Origin of the sequence: Halobacteriovorax sp. YZS-3-1, assembly GCF_047084945.1 — a bacterium.
Taxonomy (GTDB): Bacteria; Bdellovibrionota; Bacteriovoracia; order Bacteriovoracales; family Bacteriovoracaceae; genus Halobacteriovorax_A; species Halobacteriovorax_A vibrionivorans.
Genome location: NZ_JBKIYI010000002.1, coordinates 918,348 through 942,284 on the forward strand (window position 1 = coordinate 918,348; position 23,937 = coordinate 942,284).

Below are 23,937 nucleotides of genomic sequence, written 5' to 3' on the forward strand. Positions count from 1 at the left end.
TAGCTGGGATTAAAAAATGTCAAACACACCAATTGAACAGGCCTTAACTTATGATGATGTCTTACTTAAGCCAGGCTATTCTGAAGTCCTACCAGGGGATGTAAATCTAAACACAAAATTTTCTCGAAATATTCATTTGAATATTCCAATTGTATCTGCGGCAATGGATACAGTTACAGAATCAAAAACTGCAATTGTTATGGCCCAACAAGGTGGAATAGGGGTTATTCATAAGAATATGAGACCTGAAGACCAAGCCTGGGAAGTGGAAAAAGTTAAGAAATTTGAATCAGGTGTTGTCTTAAATCCAATTACAGTTAAAGAAGATATGCATCTTGAGGATGTCATCCGATTAACAAGTAAGAATAAAATTACAGGTGTTCTAGTTGTTGATGATAAGGACTATCTAATCGGAATCCTAACAAGTCGAGATATTAGATTTGAGCAAAACCTAAATCAGAAAGTTAAAGATATCATGACGCCAAAAGATAAGCTTGTTACTGCTGTTGAAGGAATTGAATTAGATGAAGCACAAAAGATCCTTCATAAGAATCGCATTGAAAAGCTTCCTATCGTTTGTAAGGAAGGTAAGCTTAAAGGGCTGATTACGATTAAGGATATTTTAAAGAGAATTAATTTTCCAAATTCTAATAAAGATAGTCTCGGAAGACTTCGTGTTGCTGCTGCAATTGGAGTGGGAGATAAAGAAGTTATGCGTGCTCAACACCTAATTAATGCAGATGTTGATTGCATTATTATTGATACTGCTCATGGACATTCTAAAGGTGTTATTGAGATGGTTAAAACAGTACGCTCATTAATTAAAAAAGATCAAAATGTTGATATTATCGCCGGAAATATTGCAACACCTGAAGCTTGTCAGGCCCTAATTGATGCCGGAGTAGACGGAGTAAAGGTAGGAATTGGTCCAGGATCTATTTGTACAACTCGTGTTGTTGCCGGTATTGGGGTTCCTCAACTTTCGGCCATTATGGACTGTGCAACAGTTTGTCATAAGGCAGCTATTCCATTTATCGCAGATGGTGGAATCAAGTACTCTGGAGATATTGTTAAGGCCCTTGCTGCTGGAGCAAGTTGTGTCATGCTAGGTTCAATGTTTGCTGGCTGTGATGAAACTCCAGGTGAAATGGTTTTATATCAAGGACGAACTTATAAAGTTTACCGCGGAATGGGATCTCTTGGTGCCATGAAACTTGGTTCTAAGGATCGTTATGGTCAAGGTGATGTTGATGATCAAAAACTCGTTCCAGAAGGAATTGAAGGACAAGTGCCTTATCGTGGAAGCCTTGCTTCAAATATCTATCAATTAAATGGTGGTATTAGAAGTGGTATGGGCTATATCGGTGCAGAAACAATTGTTCAAATGCAAGAAAAAGCACAATTTGTAAAAATCACAGCGGCGTCTTTAAAAGAAAGTCACCCACATGATGTCATGATTACAAAAGAAGCACCAAATTATCAAATTGAGAAATAAAAGGTTTTAAAAAGATGAGTGCAAGACAAATATGGATCGTGGACTTTGGTTCACAATACACACAATTAATTACAAGAAAGTCTCGAGAACTTGGTTATTCAAGTGAGATTATCACAGTAAAGAAGGCCCGTGAATTCTTCAAAGAAGGCAAAAGACCTAATGCTTTAGTTCTTTCTGGTGGGCCACAATCTGTTTTTGAAGATGATACCAATTATGACTTTGTCTTTGATAATAAGGACCTTCCAATTTTAGGTGTCTGCTACGGTATGCAACTTATGGGGAAGTACTTTGGCGGCGTTGTTGAAAAGGGAACAATCGGTGAATATGGCCATGCTAAGATCCATCTTTTAAATGGATTTAAAATGGATGGTGTTCCTGATGAAGTCAATGTTTGGATGTCACACTCTGATCATATCTCGAAGCTACCAAAAGACTTTGATTTGGTCATGGAGTCTGCAAACGGACTTGTTTCAGCTATTGAGCATAAAGAGCGTCCAATGATGGGTCTTCAGTTTCATCCAGAAGTTGAACATAGTGAACATGGAAAAGATATTTTAAATCATTTCTTTAAAGATGTAGCAAAGCTTGAAAAAGACTGGGATGCTACAGAGATGCTTGAAGAAGCAAAAGATCTTGTACGCGGAATTGAAAAATCAAAGGTTCTTTGTGCATTCTCTGGCGGAGTTGACTCACTAGTTGCAGCTCAACTCTCACATGAAGTTATTGGAGATAACCTCTATTGTTTCTTTGTTGATCACGGACTTCTTCGTCCACAAGATTATAATCATATCGAAATATTAAAAGAAAAAACAAATCTTAATATTGAAGTTATCGATGTTAAGGATGAGTTTATGGCCAATCTAAAAGGGAAGTCAGATCCAGAAGATAAGCGTAAGGCCATTGGTAAAACTTTTATTGATGTCTTTGAAAAGAAAGTAAAAGAATATCAGGATTCACACGATATTAATTTTGAATACCTTCTTCAAGGAACTTTATATCCAGATGTTATTGAGTCAATTTCTCCACATGAAGAAGATGGAAAGTCAGTAACAATTAAGTCTCACCACAACGTTGGTGGACTTCCTGAAAGAATGAACTTAAAGCTTCTTGAGCCTCTTCGTTACCTCTTCAAAGATGAAGTAAGAAAAATGGGAGAGGAATTAGGTCTTGAGCACGGCTGGGTTCATCGCCACCCGTTTCCTGGTCCTGGAATTGGGATACGTGTTCTAGGAGAGCTCACAGAGACTCGTATTGCACAAGTTCAACAAAGTGATCAAATTTTATTTGAAGAATTACACGCAAATAATTTATACCAATCAACATGGCAGGCCTTAACAGTTTTACTTCCAGTTAAAACAGTTGGTGTAAAAGGTGATGGCCGTGCTTATGAAGAAGTTATTTGTCTTCGTATGGTTAATTCTAGTGATGGAATGACTGCTACTTGGACAGATATGCCTCATGCATTCTTATCTCGTGTCTCATCTCGTATCACTAATGAGGTTAAGGGAATCACACGAGTGGTTTATGATATTACGTCTAAACCTCCTGGCACCATTGAATGGGAGTAGCCGCGGTCATCTTGGCAAAGCCAAGATTTGACGCGGCTATAGCGCCCCATGCTTGAATTTTAATACTTATTCAACAGGCCGACGTTTATGTCGGCCTTGTTGCCTTAGGCGCAATGGGAAGGTCTACGAATTGTAGTACCACCCAACCCAGCGCCTAAGAGTACGCGACACCTTTATACAATTTAAACAAGTTATATTCTTATTTTCATTCTTTTAAATTATTTCTTTAAGGAAATTGTCTTAGATATTATTAATTCTAACTAGGTTTTCGTGTGAAAATTAGTTTTTCTAATTTAATGAATTGTTAAAATCATGAATATACTTTTGGCTTAATATTTTTTCGTATAACTAATTAAAAATGCATAAAGGTGTCGCGTACTTTAAAGCTCAGGGGCAAGCGATAATTGCTACTTTAGACAATAATCCAACTTCTGTTTCATTTTATGAGCAATTACCAATAAAGGTAAAAGTTAAGGACTATGCCTCAAATGAGAAAATCTTTGATCCTCCAAAAGCACTTTCTTTGACGGGAGCACCGAGTGGCTATAAACCAAGTCGTGGTGATATCACCCTTTATGGGCCATGGGGAAATATTGCAATTTTCTATAAAGGCTTTTCATATGCAAGTGGACTTGTTCCGATGGGTAGAATCACATCAGGTTTAGAGAGTTTAGAAAAAATGGATAATGTCGAGGTTCAAATAGAAGTAAATAAATAAGAAATAGGCCCTGTTAGACAGGGCCTTTATTCTATCACGAAATTATGGTAGGTATGCTCCACCACAAACAGGAGTATAAGTTCCTGTGATATGAGATGCGCCATCGCTTGCTAAGAAACGTACCGTATTTGCAACATCTTCTGGATTAGCAACTCGGCCAGTTGGAGTCATTGACTTAATGAATTCAATGAAGTCTTCTCCAGATCCTTTTGTTGCATCAGTAAGAACAAGACCTGGTGCTACAATATTTGATGTGATTCCAAATTGACCTAATTCTTGTGCAATATATTTACTCATGCTATCAAGTGCACCTTTTGCTGATCCGTGAGCAATAAAGTTAGGAGCAGGGTCTTGAGAAAGTGTACTAGAAATAAAGATTAGTCTTCCAAACTTCTTCTGTTTCATATTCCTTGCAGCAAGTTGCGCAGTTACATATGAGGCATGTACTTCATCATTTAGCTTTTGTGAAAATTCTTCCCAAGTTTGTTCTGTAAATGGCTTAGGAGTGAAGTTCATATTGGCGTTTGATACTAAGATATCAACGCCTCCAAACTCGTCAATTTTATCGAACATCGCCTTCACTTGTGCATCATCTCTAACATCAGCCTGCACAGGAATTGCTTCACCACCAGCATCGATTATCTCTTTTGCGAGATCATTTGCAGCTTGTGTACTGTTTACAAAATTAATGAACACACGATTTCCATCGGCCGCAAGGGCCTTAACTGTTGCAGCTCCAATTCCACGTGCTCCTCCTGTTACTAGGGCATTTCTTTTTGTCATACTTATCCTCCAATTTGGAATGTTGAAATAAATTTAATTCTGAGTTAAATTATAAAACCTAAAGTTAACTTGAGGTCAATAGTGAGGAAGTTTTGAATAAAGAGAAAGAATATTTATCAGTTGGTGAAATGGCAAAACGAAGTGGAGTGGCCGTATCAGCCATTCATTTCTATGAATCTAAAGGTTTAATAAGGTCTCATCGAAATAGTGGAAATCAGCGTCGCTTTCATCGAAATGAATTAAGAGTATTGAGTTATGTTAAGGTCGCACAAAAGATAGGTCTTTCTCTTGAAGAAATTAAAGATGCATTTAAGTCTATTGTAAATAAAGAGCGACCAACACTCAATGACTGGAAGAAGCTTGGTGAGAACTGGGATCGTATTTTAACTGAGAGAATTGAATTAATTCAGAGAGTTAAGTCTCAATTAGGTCTATGTATAGGGTGTGGCTGCCTCTCTCTTCAAGATTGTCCATTAAGGAACCCAAACGATAAGTTGGGAGAAAAAGGCCCTGGCCCACAAATTTTACTTTCGACAGACTAGCTTATAAACAGTACCACCATTTACACTGGCCAATTCAAAGCGATTATTCATGTCGAAAGTTGCTGTTGAAGCAATACCTTTTGTATAATCTGGTCCAAAAGTGATTTTAGCGACGTATTTTTCTTGATCGTATTTAGTGAAGACAAAGTATGCTTCTTCAATATCTGCATGAATCTTGTCATCTGAGTAATCAAATGCCTTCTCAAGCATCACTTCTTTACGTTGTGAATTCCCAAGATTATCTCGAAATGTTTTTGATCCAACGCATTCCATAGCAAAAGTGCTTGAAGCAAGAATTAGTGCGAGTGTGATTTGTGTCATTTTCTTCATTTGAAATTCCTTTTTATTTGGGGACTTCAAATTCTAAGAAATGAACGGTTATTAAGCAAAGATAATCTAAGCTTAGTTAGAAAGTGTAAGATTTTTCTCGATTTTTAGTGGATTTTGAACTTACTGGATAAGTTTTACGAGTTCTCCACTAAAAGCACGTGACATTAGAGCTGAGAATAAGAATATAAAGAATGTGGCCAATACTTGTTTGATAAATTTCTTTTCCATGAAAGAAATCTTACTAAATTTTAACAATAGGAAATACTTTTTTAATAATTGCCTAGGCAGTGTTCAGAATTTTACTTCGTTACTGAGCAAAAAGGTTAAGCTGATCAAGGCGAGATTCGCTCTTAGAAAAGATTGTTTCAACTGAGTGTTCAAGAACTTCACGTTTTTCGAAACCGTTATCATAAGTTTGGATGACAAAGAATGACATACGAGGAAATTTTGCTTTAAGCTCTTTCATCGCATCTGTAATGAGATCAATATTTCCTGCATCGTCATCACTCATCCCAAAGCGATGATAGTCAGAGTATCCATATTGCTTTATAGCGAGTTCAACTGATTCAATAATGGCCTTGTACTTTAATTCTGGCACATTGTAGTTTTCACTTTCACCACCAAGACGTACTCGTGTTTCAGGATTTGAAACGGCGTAGACAGTGTGAAAATTCGGCATATTCGGAAGATGGCCCTCATTGTAGATAACCTCAATTCCTTGCTTGATGGTATCTTCTCGGTGGCCACGAGCTGTAATAATAGAAACAGGTCTTTTGTTATAAGTTGCATGATAGAAGTGATTCCAGCTTGGAGCTTTCCAAGTAGAATCACTTCTTTCAAGTGCATTCTGGATATCGGTGATTAGTGACTGCTTTCTTCCGGTTAATCGTTGAGTAAGCGAAAGATCTGAATCTCTAAAGTTACGGAAAGTTCCCGTCTCATCATCGAAGTCCATATGATAATCTTTATATAAACCTTCTTTACCAATAATTTTGTTGTGAGCAGCGAATTCGTGAGAAGAAAGAAGCTTCTCTTCGCCAGTTTCATTATGAAAGATAATAATAGGTGTTGAAAGGAAGACAACATTATCGTCAAAGTCAAAGAAGTAAAAAGACTTTCCACCTAAGTGAAAGTTACGATCTTGCTCACGTGGCAAATCGAAACTTAGCTCAAGCTGTTCCTTATTCTTTGGGACTTTATGTCGATGGCGTCTTCTGGTAAAAACCATTTCCCTCTCTCATTATTATCTTTATCGCTGCATAATCGCAGAATAGATGGTCGTGTTCAACAAAAGAGAGGGGAGTGCGCATTTTTTACAGATGCTAAGGTGTTGAAATCTTAAGTTATATACAGCGCTCGTCTCTTAAAACACCTAGTAGAGAAGAGATAATCATATTTATATCGCTCTTATCCACTACATATGACTCACTCGATAGTGAATTGAGGCTTTGCTCAATCCCTGTGCAGATAAGCCAATTTTCAGATGCAATGCTTACGGCACTGATGAACTCAGATGTATAATTCTTAAGCATTGAAAGACTCTCTTGATTCACTTCAAGGTTGGCCATTCTTACCTTAAAATAGAAGTCCTTTAATAGAAGCAGTGTTAAAGAGTTTAGTATCTTATAGTTATTTTCACCCATAATCGTTTGGTATGAAAGCTTATCAACCATAGGTATAACATCTCTTAATAATTTGTAGTCTGCTCTCATTGTTTTTAATAATGAAAGCTCACCGGCATCCTTTTTTATAGCTTTTGAAAATTCAATATTAAGCTTTATCAGTTTTGCTAGCTCAATTGTATTATAGTTTTTTAACTTCTTATTTGCTTGTTCAAAGTAGTTTAATTCCTCTTTGATTGACTTTGAATGAAATGAGCGAAGTTGAGTCGTTTTTACAATATCAAATGATTGCTTGGCCCACTTCATTCTGAAGTTACCAATGTCTAGAATATCTTGTTTCTTAAGGACAATGCTTGAGTACACATAATTATCATCGTTAATCCCTTGCGCCCTAAGTAGTTCATGTAAAACCATTATATTAGCTAAGCGCGAGTTCTTAAATATATTATCCCAATGTAGCTCAGGTATCTCGTCTCCCACATAAAGAGTAATACTTCCTGGCTCTCCAATTGCACTAACAGGGTTTCCAAGATTATCAATTAATAAATCTTTAGATGTTCTAATTGTTTGAATATTTAGATGTCTTTTAAGTAGAATAGGTGAGATGAGGACATCATCTATTGATTTAAAACCATCTTTATAATATTCAATTATTCCTTGGCCAGTACTAATAAATCTTAGTCTAACTGTATCTCCACCATTTCCCACACCTGATCCACCAGAGCGAACTGTTGGTTTTGCAAGTACAGCATTTGAAATTGTTAAAATCGATAGTGCTAAAATTAAAAGTACTTTCATTATTCAACCTTATTGGAAATAGCAAAAAAGTTAATTGCTAAATGATATAATTGATTACCTTCAAAATCCTTTTCTATAAATTTTTGTGAAAACTCTTCTCTGAATTTTCTTAGTTCTTCTTTGGCCTGAGGAAGATTTTCTGCTTTAATACCGAAAGTAAATCCAGAAAACTCTCTTTCAAGTGGTGCCTGCTTAGAAACTGCTTCTTTTGCAAGTTCTGCGATATTTTTATGATATTCCTGCTTTGCTAGGTTAGGAATATCATTGGCCGTAAAAACAGTTCCATGTGCCTTTCGGTAGGAACCATCTTTAACGATTAGCATTTTGAGTTTTGTTAATAATTCAACACTCTTTCTAATCTCATTTAAAGGGTAGTGATGGATTAAACTCTTTTGAATCTTTAATGGTGTTAGTTGCCCATCAATAAGGCAAAATAGCTCTAAGATAAAGAAGTTTAGAGGACTTCTTATTAATTCGTAGCTATCGACTTCATATACCTCAACTGATTCATTATTTTTTTGTATCGATTGAAGATAAAACAGTCTTTCTTCTTCCGACTTTGCCGCTTGAAGTTTAACGAGTTTTTCAAAATAATCAGCTTCACTTGTCGTTAGTTTCAAATTCTTTGCAATGCTTATAATATACTTGCTTGGAAGATTTCTCTTTCCATTTAAAACCTGGTGTAGCTGAGTATGTGATTTGATACCGAGGTTGTTGGCCCAAGATCTTATTGAAAAGTTGGGGTTATTTTCTTTCTTCTTTAGCCAAGTATCTCGTAGGTATAAAGATGCATTCACGTAGTTGAATATATCTACGTGATGCATATTATTTGAATTTGGGGAATTTGTTTCTAAATTCAAGTCTATTTAAACCTAACGTTTAGTCCGTGCTCTAGATCCCATTTACAGTTGTAACCTTTGCGACCTTTTGTAAACATGCTCATATCTTCTGAGATTGATAAGTCAAACTTTCCGCCGTGAAAAGTTGCATTACCAAAGACTTCGTTTTTAAGATACGAATCTTTATTCTTGTAGAGATCATAACCTCCAAAACCATCACCTTCACCGATTAGTTTAAGAGTGAATCCAGCACACTTTTTCTTATCTTGTGATGTGATAACCATCGAAATACGATCAGAACTTGTCTTTGTAACAGATGCTTTAAGTCTAATATTGTAGTTTTTCGTTTTAGTAACTGATTGATCAAAACAAAGAACACCAATCGTTCCTTGGGAAGCTGCTAGTGTTATTAATCCTGTGATTGGACTAACGGCATAAGCAATTCCAGTTCCTAGCAGTGCTAGGAGTTCATAGTCACCCAATTTATAACTTGAGCAGCCTTTTAAAAATGAAGCACCTAGATATTCAAGAGCGATTCTTTCTTTACCTTTATATTCTCCACTGATTTCTTTCTTTCCAAAGAAAGCATTTGTGTTAAAGCTTGCAAGCGTTAGTAATGTGAAAATCGTTATTAACTTTTTCATTTTTTCCCCCACTAATAAATTATTTTTTTAGACTAATATTTAGACCGTGCCTAAGATCCCAAAGACAATTGTGTCCATTACGACCTTTTGTATAAAGTTCTAGTGCCTCAGTAACAGCGATATCAAGTTCTTTGTCAGCATAAGTCGCAGTACCAAAGACTTCATTCTTTAAATATGAATCCTTATTCTTATAAAGGTCATATGCGCCAAAACCATCTGGTTCACCGATTAACTTAATAGAAAAACCTGCACACTTCTTCTTATCTTTTGAAGAGATCATTAACGTAATTCTTTCTGAGTTTGTTTCAACTACTTTTGCCTCAAGTTTTACTTTGAAGATATTCGTGCGGCCAACGCTCTTATCGACACAGGCTGCTTGTTTCCAGCCTTGCATAAGGGCAAAAGTTGCTACGGATGCAGCAGGAGAAAGTAGTGTCGCTAAGCCTGCAGCTGCAACAGAGGCAACATTAAAACCAAATCGCGAATCACCATTACAGTCACCAAGTAATCTAATTCCATTATAGTTTAGAGATATCCTTTCTTTACCTTTGTATCTACCAGAGATTCCTTTTTCCTTGCCAAAGAAGGCCATTGAGCTGGTACTCATAACTGATACACATAAAATCGTTGCAATTAACTTTTTCATACTCTCTCCAATTAACTCTTTTTTCTTAGTTACAGCCGTTATTTCTCATTAAACGATATGCACTCAGTACGTTTCTTCTCTTACTCATGACATCTCTAGTTTGAAGTGCAAAAGTTAAACTCTTTTTTGCACACTCATATTTTCTTGAGAATGTACTATCTTCGATAAGATCAATTGCCAGTGTTGATACTCGATCAAGAACAGCAAGTTCTGTCTCATCATTTTTTGCTCTTTCACCTTCAGTTAGTCCACGTGAGAGAACGTCTTGTACATATTCTTTGTGATTACCGTAACACCAAAGACAAAGTTTTCTTGTTAGTCGGTAGTGGAATTTATCAAGATCACTAATGGCATCCCTTAAGTGTCTTCTAAGGAAGAGTACTTGATGCTCAGTTGATTCATATACTTGAGTTCCATCTACTGCACTTGCAAGAGTTGTGTAAAAGTAGAAGAAGTTTTTCTTAGGAGTACTTTCAAGTACAAAGTGTGATGCATCGAGAAGAATTTCTAGTTCTTCTTCATATGTAGTTGTGTCAAAACCACTTACGATTGCATTCTCTAAAATAAAACTCGTATCTTTACACCATTTACTAACTTCAGCATTTGCCGTTAACGCTAAAAATGTACAAACCAAAACTAATAAATTCTTCATAACAAACCTCCAACATTATTTCGTTGAGGCTTTTTATCCAGTGCGACGAAGAATTAAAATGCGAATGTATACAATCTGTATCAAATTTGTAAACAGTCAGCCTGATTTCTTGTAAATGTTACGTGTTTATAGAGATTTACCAGTTGGTTCCCTTCATGTTGTGAATCACTTCAAAGACGGTTGTCCTTTCAACGATTCCAATGACTTGCCCATTCTCAATAACGGGAAAGGTGTGGTAGGGGTAGTGAAGAAATAATTCCACGATGAATGTTAGAGTTGATTCTTTTGGAATCGTCACAACATTTTCGCTCATATAATGTTCGACCTTAGATGATGCATGATTATAGTACTTGGCATCAAGGCTGTATTTGAGACAGTCTTTTTGAGAAAGAAATCCTACAAGACGCTCATGTTCATCAACAACGGGAAGTCCTGTTATTTGATGCTTAATAAAGAATTCTCCAGCTTGCTGAATATCCATATCTGCATGAAGTGGCAGCGATTCTTTAATAACTCGGTTCATAATATTGTAGCTTGATGTAAAGTGCTCATCCTTTTCTCGTTGTCTTGGGGCCTTATCCCTTTCAATTGGTGGAGTATAATTTACCATGGTGATCATTCCTTGAATTAAATTTGTATTTGGCTTTATGCTGATTTTATTGGGGAATTGTTAAAAGATTTTGCTTAATTGTTTGAAAATAATCATAATGATGAACAATGGACCTTATTCAAGAATATGGGGTTTTTGGCCTCTTCTTAATCTCATTTGCAGCAGCGACGATCCTGCCTTTTAGTTCTGAAGTATTTCTCTTTAGCGCTGTAAAACTAGGACTTCCCAAGACTTCAATTTTCTTGGCCGCAAGCTTTGGTAATTTTCTCGGTGGAGTGAGTTGTTATTACCTTGGCCATCTGGGGAAATTAAGTTGGTGTGAAAAATTCTTTAAAATTAGTAAAGAGAAAGTTCTTAATTTTCAACACCACATTCAACGCTTTGGGGCCTTACTTGCTTCACTTACATGGATGCCAATAATTGGTGATCCCATGGCCGTGGCACTAGGATACTTTCGATGTCGCGTCGCGCCTACTTTTATCATGATGTTCATCGGTAAAGCGCTGCGTTATGTCTTTGTTATTTGGTTAGCAAATGAATTATAAGAATATGACAAAACACCTGGAAAATGGGATAATTAAATGCACGACACACTAATAAAATAAGACATTTTGAGGAATCCATGGAACAAGATAGTAACATCGAATCGAATGACACTACCGAAGCCAACGAAATTCAGAAATCATTAAAAGAAACACACCCTGATAGTTTTGTACATTTACACCTTCATACACAATATTCACTACTGGATGGAGCGATCCGTTTAAAGGATTTAATACCTGAAGCTCAAAAGCTTGGTGTTCCTGCAATCGCACAAACGGATCACGGAAATATGTTTGGTGCTATTGATTTCTACACTCGTTGTAAAGATGCAGGTATAAAACCAATTCTTGGTTCTGAAATTTATTTCACTCCTGGTTCTCGTTTTGATCGTCGTGCTGCCAAGAAGTCTGCTAATATTAGCTCTCAAGATGCTGAAGAGTCTTCAAGACAAATTCACCACTTAATTCTTCTTGCTAAAAATAATACTGGTTACCAAAACCTATGTAAGCTTCTATCAAAAGCCTACCTTGAAGGTTTCTACTATAAGCCCCGAGCGGATGTAGAATTACTTCGTGAATATTCAGAAGGTCTCATTTGTACGACTGCTTGTTTAAAAGGTGAGGTTGGTTATAACTTCTTTACTGGTCAAGATGAAAAGGCCATACGTGCAATTGAGAAACTAAGCGATATTTTTGGACCGGAAGACTTCTATTTAGAAATTCAAGAAAACGGTATTCCTGAGCAAAAAATTGTTAACGAAAAGGTTATCGACTTTGCTAAGAAAAATAATATCAAATTAGTTGCAACTAATGACTCTCACTATATGACGCCAGAGGATGCAACTGCACAAGAAGTTCTACTTTGTATTCAAACAGGTAAGACTTACGCCGATGAGAATAGAATGCGCATGACTTCAAATGCATTTTATTACAAATCACCTGAAGAGATGCGTGCCGCTTTTCATTATTGCCCAGAGGCTTGTGACAATACTCTGGAAATTGCAGATAAGTGTAATGTTGAACTTTCTTGGCATGATGATGATGGAAATCAAATTTATCATCTACCTGATTTTGAAATTGATACAGGTGAAACTCTTGATGAGTATTTCATAAGAGAGGTAAGAGAAGGACTTCAAGCTCGTTTTGATGGGCCTCAGTTTAGAAATATTGTTAACCAACCTGATTGGGAAGAGCAGAAACCAAAGTATTATGAGCGTCTCCAGTATGAGATGGATCTCATTATGCAAATGGGATTCGTTGGATACTTCCTTATCGTTGCAGACTTCATTCAATGGTCAAAAGATAATGGAATTCCTGTAGGTCCAGGACGTGGTTCCGGAGCAGGTTCTCTCGTTGCTTATGCCTTAACGATTACCAATATTAATCCACTTCCATATAATTTACTATTTGAGCGTTTCATTAACCCTGAGCGTATTTCCATGCCTGACTTTGACGTCGATTTCTGTCAAGCGGGACGCCAGCGTGTAATTGAATATGTAACGCAAAAATACGGTGAAGATAAAGTAGGACAAATCATTACCTTTGGTAAGCTTCAAGCAAAGGCCGTTGTAAAAGACGTTGCTCGTGTATATGACTTAACATTTGCTGAAGCCAATATGATTTCAAAACTTATTCCTGATGAGATTGGAATTACACTTGATAAAGCAATTGAGATGGAGCCAAAACTTCAGGAGTTAATTGAAACTGATCCTAAGATTCGCCAAATCTTTACCATCTCAAAAAGACTTGAAGGACTCTATCGCCACGCAGGGATTCACGCGGCCGGTGTTATCATTACATCTGAACCTCTTGTAAACTATTGTCCATTATTTAAAGGGGCAAAGGGTGAGAAGGTTGTTCAATTTGATAAGGACTTCTCTGAGTTAATTGGACTTGTAAAATTTGACTTCCTTGGACTTAAAACTCTAACCGTTATTGACTACGCTTCTGACTTTATTAAGCGTGACTATATGCCTGACTTTGATATCGAGGCAATCGACTACGAAGATAAGAAAGTTTATGACTTGATTTCTGAAGGGGATACAATTGGTGTTTTCCAACTGGAATCTTCAGGGATGCAGGATTTATGTCGTCGTATTTCACCAGATACTCTCGATGATATTACGGCCATTAACGCCCTTTATCGTCCAGGTCCGATGGGCTCGGGAATGCACGATGAATTCGTTGAGATCAAACACGGCCGAAAAGAAGAGACTTATCCATTTGAAGATCTTAAGCCAATTCTAAACGATACTTACGGAATCATCATCTACCAAGAGCAGGTTATGAACATTGCTCGTAAGGTTGCTGGTTACTCTCTTGGACAAGCGGATATGCTTCGTAAGGCCATGGGGAAAAAGAAACTTAAGGAGATGGAGCGCCATAAGCAAATCTTTTTAGATGGTGCAAAAGAAAGAAATTACGATCTAAAGATTGCAGAAACTCTTTATGATCAAATGGCAAAGTTTGCGGAATATGGTTTTAACAAATCACATGCCGTTGCTTATTCTTATATTGCTTATCAAACAGCATTCTTAAAAACTTATTATCCACCAGAGTTCTATGCAGGTCTTCTAAGTACAGAACTTTCTAATACAGATAAGATCACGACAATTATTAACGATGCTAGAAAGCATGATATTGAAGTGCTTGCTCCTTGTGTTAATGAGTCCCTTTGGCTCTTTAACGTTGTTGATGGAAACCTTCGTTTTGGTATGGGTGCCATTAAGGGTGTTGGTGAAGGTGCTGTCGAAGAAATTATTCGAGAGCGTACAGAAAATGGGCCATTCGTTGGCTTTGTTGACTTCTGTGAGCGTGTAAATTTACGCCAAGTTAATAAGAGAACTATTGAAGCATTAATTCGCGTTGGTGGATTTGATGGTTGTGAAAAAGAACTTAATCGTCGAACGATGGTTGAGAATATGGAGATGGTTGTTGCCTTTGCTCAGAAGCGTCAAAAAGAAAAAGAGATGGGACAAACGAATCTCTTTGATCTTGGAGAAGGTGCAGAAGATACAGGTGCAAATAAATTAGATATTGATTATGTTAGCGACTGGGATGATCGAGATAAACTCCTTCAAGAAGCAGAGCTAATCGGAGTCTATGTTTCAGGTCACCCGCTTGATCGCTACCAAGGTGTTATTGAACAAATGGCATCGATGCCAATTGGGAAGATTCAAGATATTGATGGGCAGTCAAAAAGGGATATGGTTCTTGCGGGGATGATTGTTGAACGTAAGAATATCATGACAAAGAAAGGGGATCGCATGTGTTTTGCTACCCTAGAAGATTTGTCGGGTAAGATTGAATGTATCATTTTCCCAAAGACCTTTGTTCAGTATGAAGAAATTCTGGCAACAGATGATCCTCTCATTATGACTGGACAAGTGAACCTGGCAGAAGAACCGCGAAAATTCTTCCCATCTAAGATACAAAAACTTAAAGAACAGGCCGAGGAGCGAGTGTCATCAGTTAGACTAAATGTTGATACAGGTTCACTAAATGAAGGCCGTCTAAACCGTCTTAAGCAAACAATATTAGGTCATAGAGGGACTGTTCCACTGCATATTATTTTTGAACATGAAAATGGTAAGGCCCGTATGCCACTTGGAAGTGATTATCTTGTTAACCCAACGCCACAGATGGCCGCGAAAATTAATGAGATTTTTGATGCAGACGCGGTGAAGTTTATTATTGATGGAAAAATCAGTGATGTAAGGTAAAATAAACACGTAAGTTATTAAAGATTAGAATAAATCTAGGGATGGATATGAGAAAACTGATAATTTTACTCGCTTTTTTAGGCACAAGTGCGACTTTTGCGGCCAGTGTAACAGCGAAGGGTCAATTCACATCAAAGCCAGGTGACACCCTCTCTTTCATAAAAAAGCAACTTTATGCCAATACAGTTCGTAATGTATTAGATTCAGAACTTCAAAAACTTGGCCTTGATCGAAAAACATTTTGGCAAAATTACGAAACAAAGTTTGAAGAGCACTTTGCTCCTATAAAAGAAAATTATGATCAAAAATTTGGTGCAGTAGATGAAGAGGGGAATCCTGTTCAATTAAGTGCTGCCCAAAAAGATCGATACGATCGAGGACTTCGATATAAGAAACTTACTTCACAAGCTTCTTATGGAAAGTTCAATTCTATTATCACTTCATATGCGATTAAGAAGATGTCGAAGTCTCTATCTCGAGCTGATACTCACTACATTACAATTAACGCTAAAGTTAATCGTAAACTTGTTTCAGAGATCTACTATCGATTTATTGGTACAGGTAAGAACCGTACATTCTCAAGGCTATATTTGAATATCAATTACAAGTTAAACGATCTGACTTGGGAAGAAGTAGGTGTAAGCTCAAAATCAAAATTTACTGATGTTGTTGAAGAACATTGGTTGCAAGAGCTTTCTGCCAGCGTTGGTGGTGTTTTCCTAGATGGTATTGAAGTTGTAAACCCGTCAACTCGACAAGAAATCTATGAGCATTTAAAACAGCCCCTTGCTCAACTAAGAGAGGGCAATGACACTGCTATTTTTGGCTCACGCCAAAATGAACTTAGAAACTCTCTTATGATGAACTTAGATATTACATTATCTAAAGAGTACAAGGACGAAAAGCAGCAGATCATTAATATCAAAACCTTTGGTGGTTTTGTTCTAACTGACTTACGTGATGGTGCCGTGGTTACTTTTACTGATTTTTCTCCAGCTTCTCAGGAGTATTCGACAAAAGATCCTCATAAGCAAAGCTCTGAGATCGCAAGTTTTGTTTATCAGCTTCCAATTAGTGAAATGAAGTCATTAAAGAGAACTGTTAAAGAAAAAGTCTCTATCAAGAACTCATTTGAGATCGTATTAAAAAATACGAAAAATATTAATGAAGCTTTTGATTTTGCAGGAATGCTAAAAGAAGAAGGTGTTGTTTATTTCTTTGATCCACAAATTTCTGCAACTCTTCGTAATGTTGTTAATATAACAATCACTTTTTCTGGTGATAAAGATAAGGCAATGGAAGTCTTAGAAAAGTTTAAAACAGTTAAACTTGGTGATGAGGCCATCGTAAAAAGAGATGATACTCTTCCATTTGTTTTTAATGTTGTTCATAATAATGAAAGTCCATTAACAAAAAAAGTTGAATCAAAGAGACAGTAATAAGGCATAAGAGTTATGAGGAAGTATTTTTTACCAATTTTATTAATCTTAGCAACTTCTTGTTCACTGCTTGCTCCACCTCAAAGAAGAGATAATCGTGGACGTCAAGCGAGACCAATGGAGAGGACACACTTTACAGGTGTTAAGAAGAAAGTTGCCCTTTTAACTTTTTTCAATGAGTCGCCGTTTGGAGGCCAGGACCTTGGTGTTGTGGCAACAGAAGAGCTTAGACGTGAAATAAATCGAACAGGTCAATTTATTGTTGATCCAATGTCTGCAAGACTTTTTGGTTCCTCAAAACAGGTTTACTCACAAGGTGGATCTAAGCTTGTACAGATGACAAGAAAGGCCAAAGGTGAAGGAATTAACTTCGTGATTTTTGGGCGTATCATTGAGGCCCGAGTCAGAGAAAAGTCAGATGAGGTTGGCTTTGTTAGAAGTACAAAGAGTTATAGTGAGGCAAAAGTCGAAATCCGCATCTTTGATGTAAATTCAAATAAAGAAATCTATACTGACACCTTAAATGGTTATGCTGATGATAAGAGTTATCGATTCTTTAAATCAGATCAACAATCTAAATCAAAATATAGACAAGACCTTCTAAGGTATGTCGTTAAGGTTGCAGTTAGAAGGTCTATTCCTCGAATCCTAGATACGGCCGCAAAGCTTGAATGGGTTGGTCGTGTTGCAAAGATTATAGGAAATAATATCTATGTTAATGCTGGACGAGATTCAGGACTTAATATTGGTGACGTCTTAAAAGTTGTAACAGAAGGTGTTGATATTTACGATCCTGAAACTGGAGCACTAATTGGTGTTTCTAAAGGTGAAGTGAAGGGAACTATTGAGATCATTGACTATGTTGGACCTGATGCTTCAATTGGTATTCTCCATTCTGGGGGCTCTGTTCACGAAGGTGACTTTGTAAAGTTATACTAATGGTTTATTCAGCATTAAAATCTCTACTTTTTAAACTCGATGCAGAGGATGCTCATGATTTAACGATAAAGTTAATGGAGAGCTTTCCTCTTTTTGCATCTTTATTTAATACTCATATTGATCCCAAAACATGTTTAAAAGTTGGGAACCTAACGTGGAAGTCTCCCGTTGGACTTGCTGCTGGGCTTGATAAGAATGCAAGGGCCTATGAATTCTTATCTCAAGTTGGCTTTGGCGCTATTGAAGTTGGAACTGTTACACCTCGTCCACAAATCGGAAATGAAAGACCAAGGCTTTTTCGCTACATAGAAGAAGAGTCTATTAGAAATTGTATGGGCTTTAATAATCTGGGCTCAGACTTTATGTATCAGCAAGTATTAAAGCTAAAATCAAAAGGCCTAAGTATTCCTCTAGGCGTCAATATTGGCAAAAATAAAACAACACCTGATGAAGAAGCTCCTAAGGATTATGGACTTCTTTATCAAAAGTTTAAGGATATAGCGGATTATATTGTCATCAATGTATCTTCTCCTAATACTCCTGGCCTTCGTTCTCACCAAACAAAAGATGCGTTAGAGAAATTATTTAAGGCCTTAGATAGGAAAGAAGAAGAGGTGGATCTCTATCTAAAAATAGCACCAGATATTGAAATGGATGAGATCGATGCAATTCTAGAAACAGCTGCTAAGTTTCATCTAACAGGTATAATCGCTACGAATACAACGATTATGCCAGAAAGGGGAGTTGGTGGTATTTCCGGAAAGCTTCTTTATAAGAAAGCACATAATATTCGTAAGGCCTGTTTAGAAAAGATTAAAAACTATCCTTCACTTGAATTTATCGGTGTTGGTGGTTTTGCTAGCTACAATGATGTGGTTGAGTATTGGAGAGCTGGGGGGCGAGCACTACAAATTTATTCAGCTTTCATTTTTCAAGGACCTAAATTACTTTCTTCTATAAATGAATCAATTCAAAGTGATTTGGCCCGTCTTGAGTTAAAGTCTATTGATGAACTCATAAATTATTATCAAAGAAAAGCGCTCTAAGTGCTTGATTTTTAGAGCGAGAGATAAAGTATTGCTTAATATTTTCTTGATCTTGACCGACAAGTGATTAGGTTGGTTAATATTAAAGGAAAGCAATGATAAAGAGCTTTATCAACACTGTCGTTCTCGCTTCTATATGTGGGGCGGTTTTTCTAACAAGCAGTGATATCGAAACAACAATTATGCAAGAAATTGGTCAAGGAACGAATCCGTATAAGCATGTGGATCGCTCACCTGATTTCGTTAAAAGAACAATTGCTTCGATTTCTGATGATGTTAACACACGAGCATTAAAGAAGAGAAGAGTTGAAGATATGCATATTTATAAGTCATATGAAGAATCTCTTTCTCAGTTAAAATCATGCTTGCGCACTATCTGTGATGAATATTTTAAAAGTGATGAAGTTTCTGAAAACTATGATCGTTATGAGCAATTAGTTGCTTCAAAGATTAGTGATAAGGTTAATAAGCTTTATAATTTCACACTTAAAAGAGGTTTTAGATCCCATTCTATTGTTACAACGGCCCTTGATCTAATTGATATTCCACATGATGAACTAAAGAAGAATTCAGTTTTATTATTAAGTACTCAAAAGAGTGATATTAGGTCTCTTAATGCTATCGTTAAGCTTGCAAAGAAATCTCAAAATCGAGAGCTTACTAATTTACTAATTCATGAGCTAGATCGTTATTCTAAGTCCGAAAGCTTTAAGCATAAGGTAAGTGATCAGATAATTAGTGAAATACAAGCTTCTCCTGCTTCAAGTGACTCTATTCTTGCAACTCAGATGTCTCGTTTTATTACTAAAGAGAATTATCTTAAGTTTGGAGAACTACTAACAAAGATTCCAACTGAGAGTAAGGTCTACTCAAGTATTATTGGTCAAATTGAAAAGATTGAATCAACAAACTTATAATTTGATTGGAATTTTCTTTGCTAATTTTATTTCTTCTTCATTCATACTTAGCTGATAGGCGAGGATTTTAACTCCTTTTTTCTTGGCCTCATGGAGAAGCTCTTTATATCTTTTGTCCACATCGCTTACATTAAAGCTTTTAATATCTTCCCTTGAAACAACGTAGAGCATGGTTGCTTCATGGCCTTGTTCTTTTAATTGCATTAGCTCTTCTAAATGCTTTTGTCCTCTTGTGGATACAGCATCTGGAAATTGTGCTTGATCATCAACTTTTAGAGTAACATTTTTTACTTCCACAAAGTTGTACTTTACTTGTGAGTTATCTAACTCAAGGTTTTTCTTATCAATCTCTTTATTGCTAAGTAGAAAGTCGATACGACTTTTTCCAATTTTTACTTCGCTTTTAAAGTGAGAATATTTTGAAAGCTCTTTTATAGCGCCATTTTCTAATGCTTCTTGAACAAGTTTATTTGTTAATCCAGTATTGACCATGATCCATGATTCTCCATTTGAGATCATCTGAGCAGAGAACTTGAGTTTTCTCTTTGGGTCATCACTATGGGTCATTAAAACCTTCCAATTAGGCTCCCAGCAGCTTTTCATGCTCCCTGTATTGGCCAAGTGAGCTGTATGAATTTCATTCTTATCGTAATCCTTGAATTTCTTAGTTAGTTTAAAATCGAGCAGGAAGCGCTTGTAGCGCTCAACAATTTTTCCTGTTACTAAATCTTTCTTATTCAAATGCATTTTTTTCCTTTTGGTTTGTAATGCTAACTATCTGTAATTGTATATGCTACAATATCTGTAGAATATCATTTAAAGAGGAATTTGTGAAAACTGCATTAATTATCTGCGATAATGAGGTCTTAAATTCAATTTATAGCGTTAATTTGAAAACCTATACAGAGTTGAACCTTATTTTTGAATCGAGCTTAGACAAGGCGTTGATTCATATTGAAGATCCAGATGTGGCAATTGATGTATTAGTTACGATGGCAAGTATTGATGGAGAGGATACTGCATTATTGGCATATCATAACTGCATTGAAAACGACCGAGATATTCCTTCTATTGTAATTGGTGAAGGTGACTTGATCCCAGATGAGAATCATATCGTTAAAAACCAATTTGATATTCCTGGAATTATTCAAAATATTTTCAAATCACTTGGAATGAATCCAAAAGAGGTCTTAGCAGTTATTACTGAAGACTTATATGAGATGCCAATCCGACTTTTCTTCCCATTTAAGAAAGCATTCTGTGACACGTATTATATGCTAGAAAATAATGGCCAATCTGCTCCAACTAAAATCTTTGATAAAGAGAGTGATGTGTGGCCAAAGGTAAGAGAATTCCTTGATCAAGGTGTATCAAATTTACTCATACCAGCTAAAGAGCGTTTTGCTTTCACAAAAAAAGTTACTCAACTACTTATAGAAAGTATGGAGCAAATAACTCCAGAGACTCCACAACAGGAATCTTTAGACTTTGTTGAACAAAGTATTGATGCTGTTGCTGAACAATTATTTGAAGATCAAGAAGTTACAAAAGAAGTCATTCAACTATCGCAGATGTGTATGGATACAATGGAAGAGGTTATTGAGGATGTTCCTGATCTTAAATCTCTGCTTAAAGACCTTGCGGCACTAAAGTCTGGATTTCTCTATAGTCACTCAATTATTGCAGGTTACGTTTCTACTCATATTCTCGATAATGTTGAATGGGGCGGTGATGCGCACAAAGAGAAGTTAAAGTTTGTTCTTTATTTTCATGATATGTATCTAGTTCAAATCTACAAGAAACATCCTGATCTAATGTATGAGGATAAGCTTATCTTTGATCCAAATATCACTGAAGATGAAAAAGAAATTATTATCAATCACGCAAGTGAGGCAGCAGATGCTATTAGACGCTATCCAGGTTGTCCTCTAGGTGCAGATGTTATTATTATGCAACATCATGGTACTCCTAATGGTCAAGGTTTTGCCACAAGCTATAAAGATGATATTTCACCACTAGCAAAAGTTCTTATTATCGCTGAAGCCTTTACGGAAGAGATCTATCAAAAAATTGAAAATAAAGTTCCTGTAAATGTTGAAGAGATAATGGAGAAACTAAAAGAGCGCTTCACGAAGCACACTTATAAGAAGATTATCAATACACTGGCAAATATTAAAATATAAGATATGAAGCTAGTAGAATAGGTTTAGTCCTGCATAACCTTGTTGATAAAACTTATCTAAATATTCGTATCCAATCTTAAAGCTCATTTTCTTATTTAAGTGATAACGACTTTCAAATTCAACTTCTTGTGTCTTATTAAATTTCGACTGATTACGAAATAGGTATTGGTAGGAGCTATGAATAGAGTATTTATCGTGACTGTAAACGAAGAATAGCTTTGGGCCGTAGCTTAACATATAATCTAAATTTGAATTATATATATAAGCATTCTGAGTAGCTGCTAAAAGTCCAAATATAAAGCTATCACTACCATATACTTGTCCAATATTTAGATCTAAGTATGGACTCAAGTTACGATTACTAAACATTTCTCTTTCTTTGTATCCAACCTCGAGTTGGAAACTAATATTATTAGCAAAGCTTCTTACTGGTCGATAAGCTTCAATATTGGCAATTCTCACTTCACTTAGTCGAAATTCTTGATCTTGATATTTATTATATGTAAATTCTAGACTAAAGAGTTCTGTCGTACTCATTGGCAGGAAGCCGTTTGGAGTATCAAGTTTATCGTGTAAAGCTCCACGCCAGCCAATTTGTAAATAATCTCCATTAGTATCAACATTATTTCTAATATCAAATCGCCCAGTTAGGTGTCCTTTATGGGGAGCTTTATCATAAACCTCCTGATAGCTAATTTGCTTTGGCCTTGCGGTTAATTTAGATCTTGCCTTATTGATTTGAAATTTCTGCTTTCGGTATTCAAGTTTTTCTTTATTGGCCAATGTTGTCGTCGTATCGACTTCTGCATTTTCAAAATCAACATAGAGATTATATGTGTCTAGGACAAATATATCACTTTCATTATTTTTAATTTCGCTTAATTGATACCTCTTATTTATGAGATTTTGAAAAAGGCTACTTTGATACTTATCCATATTCTTGATATTTAAATTTATTTTGGTATAAGAAGCCGGTCTAAATTTTACGTTTCTTATAATTTCGTCATTCTTATAAAGAGCATAAACTGTATCAACAGGAGGTACCGCTATATCCAACTCTTCAAGAAGCTTCCATTCAGGTTTTATCGCGTCTAAGAATGCCAGAATATGATAAGAGCAATTTTCACTAAGGTAGTAATAATCAAAATAGGCCCTATTCATTTCATAGAGATGGGCCTGAAAATAATCGACTTCATTATCAGATAAATTCAATTCATAATCCCATAAATCTCGAGATTCCATATCATTGTATTCTTTGACCTTCACGTAATAGGGCATAAGTGTAAATTCGCCTTTAAAGCCACCTGTAATTCCTTTATATCCGTAGACAATAGGATTTACAGTGTCTACTTGGGCAGAGAAATCAACTCCATAATCAAGGAGATCATTATTTTGTTTAATAGAAGTTTTTGATCTTAGCCTTAAAAATGTATGACCGAATGTTGAGGCGGGTTTTTCTATAAAATAAGACGAAAAAATTAGGGAAACAGAATCGACACTGAGTTTTTTTACAAAGGCCTGATAGACTTCACAGTCTTTTAAATTAATCGATGAAGGTATTTTTTTATACTTTTTTAGAAATTTCACTCTTGCTGGAAAAAGACATTTAGGGTGCTTATTCATGTCTTTAATAGGGGGGGAAGTGATTTCTCTTATCGATGCATTCAGCTCACTGGTTGGGTTTGTCATTCCATCTTTTGCCAAAAAGTATTCTTTTGATTTAACAGCAGACTGATAACCACCAAAGAGTGTTTTTTGATAACGCATTAATGATAAGAATTGTGAAGAAAACTCGATATTACTTTGTTGGCCATAGGTATATGGCCCTAAGATTAAAAGAGATATTATTATGATAACTTGTTTTAACATTGTATTTCTTTAAAATAAGAAAGAGGGAGGCAT

At 36.1% G+C, this 23,937-nt stretch carries 22 protein-coding genes; 11 read left to right on the forward strand and 11 right to left on the reverse strand.

Features of this window, described 5'->3' with window-relative positions:
- The first annotated feature begins 16 nt into the window (after positions 1–16).
- The 3 genes from guaB (at position 17) to ACMAZI_RS14495 (ending at position 3,781) form a co-directional block, all read left to right on the forward strand.
- The gene (gene guaB / locus ACMAZI_RS14485) at positions 17–1,495 is read left to right on the forward strand and encodes an IMP dehydrogenase (RefSeq protein ID WP_114706353.1); all 1,479 of its coding nucleotides are present in this window, start codon (positions 17–19) and stop codon (positions 1,493–1,495) included.
- A gap of 14 nt (positions 1,496–1,509) precedes the next feature.
- Positions 1,510–3,063: a glutamine-hydrolyzing GMP synthase gene (gene guaA, locus ACMAZI_RS14490; RefSeq protein ID WP_114706352.1), complete on the forward strand. Its 1,554-nt coding sequence runs from the start codon at positions 1,510–1,512 to the stop codon at positions 3,061–3,063.
- Positions 3,064–3,421: 358 nt separating this feature from the next.
- Positions 3,422–3,781 carry a cyclophilin-like fold protein gene (locus ACMAZI_RS14495; protein ID WP_412474391.1) on the forward strand — a complete coding sequence of 120 codons (360 nt, stop codon included), beginning with the start codon at positions 3,422–3,424 and terminating at the stop codon, positions 3,779–3,781.
- Positions 3,782–3,823: 42 nt separating this feature from the next.
- Here ACMAZI_RS14495 and ACMAZI_RS14500 read toward each other — a convergent pair whose 3' ends face one another.
- The gene (locus ACMAZI_RS14500; RefSeq protein WP_412474392.1) at positions 3,824–4,564 is read right to left on the reverse strand and encodes an SDR family NAD(P)-dependent oxidoreductase; all 741 of its coding nucleotides are present in this window, start codon (positions 4,562–4,564) and stop codon (positions 3,824–3,826) included.
- 92 nt (positions 4,565–4,656) lie between these two features.
- Between ACMAZI_RS14500 and soxR the strand changes: the two genes are divergently transcribed.
- Positions 4,657–5,106, forward strand: a complete 450-nt coding sequence (gene soxR / locus ACMAZI_RS14505) for a redox-sensitive transcriptional activator SoxR (RefSeq protein WP_412474393.1) — start codon at positions 4,657–4,659, stop codon at positions 5,104–5,106.
- Here the strand turns inward: soxR and ACMAZI_RS14510 are convergent.
- The 8 genes from ACMAZI_RS14510 to ACMAZI_RS14545 form a co-directional block, all read right to left on the reverse strand.
- Positions 5,089–5,436 (reverse strand): hypothetical protein, encoded by a 348-nt coding sequence (locus tag ACMAZI_RS14510; protein WP_114706351.1) that lies wholly within the window; start codon positions 5,434–5,436, stop codon positions 5,089–5,091. The genes soxR and ACMAZI_RS14510 overlap by 18 nt on opposite strands.
- Positions 5,437–5,743: 307 nt before the next feature.
- Entirely contained in the window at positions 5,744–6,664 is a 921-nt protein-coding gene (locus tag ACMAZI_RS14515; protein ID WP_114706350.1) for a hypothetical protein, read from the reverse strand.
- Positions 6,665–6,779: 115 nt separating this feature from the next.
- Positions 6,780–7,856, reverse strand: coding sequence for a hypothetical protein (locus tag ACMAZI_RS14520; protein ID WP_412474394.1), 1,077 nt, complete (start codon positions 7,854–7,856; stop codon positions 6,780–6,782).
- Positions 7,856–8,680, reverse strand: a complete 825-nt coding sequence (locus ACMAZI_RS14525) for a TIGR02147 family protein (RefSeq protein WP_412474395.1) — start codon at positions 8,678–8,680, stop codon at positions 7,856–7,858. The genes ACMAZI_RS14520 and ACMAZI_RS14525 overlap by 1 nt, the downstream gene beginning before the upstream one ends.
- Before the next feature lie 38 nt (positions 8,681–8,718).
- Positions 8,719–9,339: a hypothetical protein gene (locus ACMAZI_RS14530; protein WP_114706346.1), complete on the reverse strand. Its 621-nt coding sequence runs from the start codon at positions 9,337–9,339 to the stop codon at positions 8,719–8,721.
- Positions 9,340–9,358: 19 nt separating this feature from the next.
- Positions 9,359–9,985 (reverse strand): hypothetical protein, encoded by a 627-nt coding sequence (locus ACMAZI_RS14535; RefSeq protein WP_114706345.1) that lies wholly within the window; start codon positions 9,983–9,985, stop codon positions 9,359–9,361.
- Between the two features lie 25 nt (positions 9,986–10,010).
- Positions 10,011–10,637 carry a hypothetical protein gene (locus tag ACMAZI_RS14540; protein WP_114706344.1) on the reverse strand — a complete coding sequence of 209 codons (627 nt, stop codon included), beginning with the start codon at positions 10,635–10,637 and terminating at the stop codon, positions 10,011–10,013.
- 136 nt (positions 10,638–10,773) lie between these two features.
- A complete protein-coding gene (locus tag ACMAZI_RS14545) occupies positions 10,774–11,247 on the reverse strand; it encodes a CBS domain-containing protein (RefSeq protein ID WP_412474396.1) in 474 nt (157 codons plus the stop codon).
- A 107-nt stretch (positions 11,248–11,354) separates the two neighbouring features.
- On the opposite strand from ACMAZI_RS14545, the gene ACMAZI_RS14550 reads away from it, so the two are divergent.
- From ACMAZI_RS14550 to ACMAZI_RS14575, 6 genes are all read left to right on the forward strand, one after another.
- Positions 11,355–11,792: a YqaA family protein gene (locus tag ACMAZI_RS14550; RefSeq protein WP_412474397.1), complete on the forward strand. Its 438-nt coding sequence runs from the start codon at positions 11,355–11,357 to the stop codon at positions 11,790–11,792.
- Positions 11,793–11,869: 77 nt separating this feature from the next.
- Positions 11,870–15,511 (forward strand): DNA polymerase III subunit alpha, encoded by a 3,642-nt coding sequence (gene dnaE, locus ACMAZI_RS14555; protein WP_114706341.1) that lies wholly within the window; start codon positions 11,870–11,872, stop codon positions 15,509–15,511.
- 47 nt (positions 15,512–15,558) lie between these two features.
- Positions 15,559–16,950: a hypothetical protein gene (locus ACMAZI_RS14560; RefSeq protein WP_412474398.1), complete on the forward strand. Its 1,392-nt coding sequence runs from the start codon at positions 15,559–15,561 to the stop codon at positions 16,948–16,950.
- A 15-nt stretch (positions 16,951–16,965) separates the two neighbouring features.
- Positions 16,966–17,889 carry a hypothetical protein gene (locus ACMAZI_RS14565; RefSeq protein ID WP_114706339.1) on the forward strand — a complete coding sequence of 308 codons (924 nt, stop codon included), beginning with the start codon at positions 16,966–16,968 and terminating at the stop codon, positions 17,887–17,889.
- Positions 17,889–18,935 carry a quinone-dependent dihydroorotate dehydrogenase gene (locus ACMAZI_RS14570; RefSeq protein ID WP_120404592.1) on the forward strand — a complete coding sequence of 349 codons (1,047 nt, stop codon included), beginning with the start codon at positions 17,889–17,891 and terminating at the stop codon, positions 18,933–18,935. Before ACMAZI_RS14565 ends, ACMAZI_RS14570 begins: the two co-directional genes overlap by 1 nt.
- A gap of 95 nt (positions 18,936–19,030) precedes the next feature.
- A complete protein-coding gene (locus ACMAZI_RS14575; protein ID WP_114706337.1) occupies positions 19,031–19,852 on the forward strand; it encodes a hypothetical protein in 822 nt (273 codons plus the stop codon).
- Here the strand turns inward: ACMAZI_RS14575 and sfsA are convergent.
- Entirely contained in the window at positions 19,847–20,593 is a 747-nt protein-coding gene (gene sfsA / locus ACMAZI_RS14580; RefSeq protein WP_158536815.1) for a DNA/RNA nuclease SfsA, read from the reverse strand. The two genes, ACMAZI_RS14575 and sfsA, sit on opposite strands and share 6 nt — an antisense overlap.
- Positions 20,594–20,682: 89 nt before the next feature.
- Here sfsA and ACMAZI_RS14585 point away from each other — a divergent pair, with 89 nt between their 5' ends.
- Positions 20,683–22,035 (forward strand): hypothetical protein, encoded by a 1,353-nt coding sequence (locus ACMAZI_RS14585; protein WP_114706335.1) that lies wholly within the window; start codon positions 20,683–20,685, stop codon positions 22,033–22,035.
- A 9-nt stretch (positions 22,036–22,044) separates the two neighbouring features.
- Here ACMAZI_RS14585 and ACMAZI_RS14590 read toward each other — a convergent pair whose 3' ends face one another.
- Positions 22,045–23,904 (reverse strand): DUF4105 domain-containing protein, encoded by a 1,860-nt coding sequence (locus tag ACMAZI_RS14590; RefSeq protein WP_412474399.1) that lies wholly within the window; start codon positions 23,902–23,904, stop codon positions 22,045–22,047.
- Positions 23,905–23,937 lie beyond the last annotated feature (33 nt).